This is a genomic window from Methanoregula sp. (assembly GCF_002835825.1).
In the GTDB taxonomy this organism is placed as follows: domain Archaea; phylum Halobacteriota; class Methanomicrobia; order Methanomicrobiales; family Methanospirillaceae; genus Methanoregula.
On record NZ_PIZH01000309.1, the window covers coordinates 1 to 2,600 of the forward strand.

The following is a 2,600-nucleotide window of genomic DNA, read 5'->3' on the forward strand; positions in this document are numbered from 1 at the left end:
GCTGGGAGGAAAGGAATCATGATCCGGATTGGCGATGTTCTGGTCTCCCGTGGCGAGGGGGGGGTGTACGGGGAGCGTATGCTTGCCGGTGCCCGGGTCTGGGATCCCTTCCGGAGCAAACTTGCGGCTCTCTACTATACCGGCACCGGCATCGAACTGGCACCGGATATGAAGGTGTTGTACCTTGGTGCTGCAAACGGTACTACGGTTTCCCATGTTGCCGATTACGTGGAGGTTCTGTACGCGGTTGAGTTTGCCCCCCGGCCGATGCAGGACCTGCTGGAAGTGGCACGGCGGCGCGACAACATCGTCCCCCTCATGGCCGATGCATCCCGCCCGGAACAGTATGCGCCCCTCGTGGAGGCAGTCGACCTGCTCTACCAGGATGTAGCGCAGCCGGACCAGGCTGAAATTCTCATCAGGAACTGTGCATTCCTCAAACCGGACGGGACGGTGATACTGATGCTCAAGACACGAAGCGTGGATATCCGGAAGAGCCCCGAAGAGGTATTCCGAGAAACGATTGAACGAATGGCAGCTTTCGGACTTGAGGTCATCGAGAGCACCTGGCTCTCCCCCTACCACAAGGACCATGCTGCGATTGTCTGCAAAAAGCGTTCGCAGGGAGATGTGTGAATCATGAATGGCATTCGTGTGCATTCTGTCGGCCCCCTCTCGATTATCGCCCTGCTGCTCCTGATTGCACTTGTTATCCTGATCATCCCGCTCCTGTTCCTCGGGCTTGTCGGGGCCGCCTTCACCCGCCTTGGCTTCTCATGGATCGCGGCGCTTGCGGTTGTCCTCCTCATGCTGATGGGAAGTCTTGTGAACATCCCCCTTTACCGGATCGAGCGGGACATGGTCCGTGTCGAGACCCCGGAAATACCTTTGTTCGGGACGGGAAATTCCTTTGCCCGCCAGCCCGTCTGGGAGACGGTGGTTTCCCTTAACCTTGGCGGTGCGGTAATCCCGCTTGCGGCCTCAGCCTATCTCCTGTACAGGGCATACGTTGTTGAAGGAAGCGGGATCCTTCAGCCTGTTGCAACCGGCGTAATCATCGTCGCCATCATCGCCTGGCTTGCTACGCGATCTATTCCGGGGTACGGGCTCCGTGCCCCGCTCTTCATGCCCGGCCTTGTGGCAATCCTCAGCGGGCTCCTGCTCACGGGGGGAACGGGGCTGTTTGCCGCGGTAACGGCATTCGTGGCCGGAACAGCCGGCACGCTGCTTGGTGCAGGCATTGCCCAGTTACCGCGTATCCGGGACCAGGAAATACCGGAAGTCAGCATCGGGGGGACCGGGATGTTTGGGGCAATCTTCCTTGCCTGTCTCCTGTCGGCGGTTATTGCCTGAAGGATCAACTGCATCAAACGTGAAAATCGTAAAAGAAAATAGCCCGGAGCAGATTCGAACTGCTGTCAGAGGATCCAGAGTCCCCTATGATTGACCGCTACACTACCGGGCTGCTTGACCCATACTTTTTGCAACTGTTGCTTAATTAAAGTGACGGATAAGCTGCCGGATCAGGGCTTTTCACACGCTCTTTGCCCGGTCACAGCGCTGGCAGGCCCGGCATACTTCCCTGACCGGCTGGATGAGTTTTCCCTTCCCGCAGAATGGTTCGATATCGTGTGCATCGCGGATGAAGTAGATGTGGGGGACAAGCGAGATGTGGGTGTAGGTCCCACACGGAACTCCCAACTGGTCGGCAATGGATTTCTGGAGCTGGACGAGGGCATACATATTGGCTCCAGCGGCCGTGAGCATGTCGTTGGACCGGAAGATCACCCGCATGGTGAGTTTTCCGTCGCGGAGCACGCACTGGATGAGCTGGAGGCAGGGGCAGTCGTCGAGTTTCTCATCGATAACCGGGTTCCAGGTAATCGCGATTGCTCGCCGTGATACCGGAGAGGCACGGAGTTTGTCGACAATGTAGGCGATCTGGTCGACATGAACCGGCATTCCTTCAGTAGTCAGCCGCTCTCCCCAGTCAAAGAGCCTGCCATGGTAGTCATACTCAAACGAAGCTTTCGATCCCTGCAGGAGATCCTTTGCATACTGTTCGACAAACTTCTGCTGGAACCGGGAGTGCGGGCTCACGAGCGGCTCAGCTAGAGGAGTATCCACCTGCATGGCGATCTCTTCGAACTCGACCGTTGCCTCTTCGTCCTCGGTCTGGAGCACCCATCCCTTCTCCAGGATCATCTGGATGACCTGTTCGTGCGCCTTTCCTATGCTTGGTGCCCGGATCACTCGCATGTTCTGATGTTTGTCATGGCAGGTTGTATAATTGTTGAATTGTGATTTAGGTTTGGGGATGGGTGGTAATATTTGTTATACTTAGAATGTGCAAAATGTCAGTTTGAAGTGAATTTCTGGACGGATTTCGACATACAATCTATGTGGTAAAGGGTGGAAATAATGTGTGAACGAATTAGATAACACCTTTGTTTCTTATACTGGTTTATTACATCATTCACATTTCATTCCTGGATTCCAATGTCGAATAATGTGCATCCGTGATCACCACTGGTTAATCAATATTCAAATTACGTGCGCGTAATATAGGGTATCGGTAAATTATCCATTGTATCTGCGAC

3 protein-coding genes and 1 tRNA gene are annotated in these 2,600 nt (G+C 54.8%); 2 read left to right on the forward strand and 2 right to left on the reverse strand.

Annotated features, from left to right (window positions below; genetic code table 11):
- Window positions 1-18: 18 nt before the first annotated feature.
- Both CW742_RS10270 and CW742_RS10275 read left to right on the forward strand, forming a co-directional pair.
- Window positions 19-636 carry a fibrillarin-like rRNA/tRNA 2'-O-methyltransferase gene (locus CW742_RS10270; protein WP_292420046.1) on the forward strand — a complete coding sequence of 206 codons (618 nt, stop codon included), beginning with the start codon at window positions 19-21 and terminating at the stop codon, window positions 634-636.
- Between the two features lie 3 nt (window positions 637-639).
- Entirely contained in the window at window positions 640-1,353 is a 714-nt protein-coding gene (locus CW742_RS10275; RefSeq protein WP_292420042.1) for a DUF1614 domain-containing protein, read from the forward strand.
- A 39-nt stretch (window positions 1,354-1,392) separates the two neighbouring features.
- Here the strand turns inward: CW742_RS10275 and CW742_RS10280 are convergent.
- Together CW742_RS10280 and CW742_RS10285 are read right to left on the reverse strand one after the other, a co-directional pair.
- Window positions 1,393-1,465, reverse strand: a tRNA-Gln gene (locus tag CW742_RS10280).
- A 68-nt stretch (window positions 1,466-1,533) separates the two neighbouring features.
- Complete coding sequence (locus CW742_RS10285) at window positions 1,534-2,259, reverse strand: thymidylate synthase (RefSeq protein WP_292420044.1); 726 nt, start codon at window positions 2,257-2,259, stop codon at window positions 1,534-1,536.
- Between the last annotated feature and the right edge of the window lie 341 nt (window positions 2,260-2,600).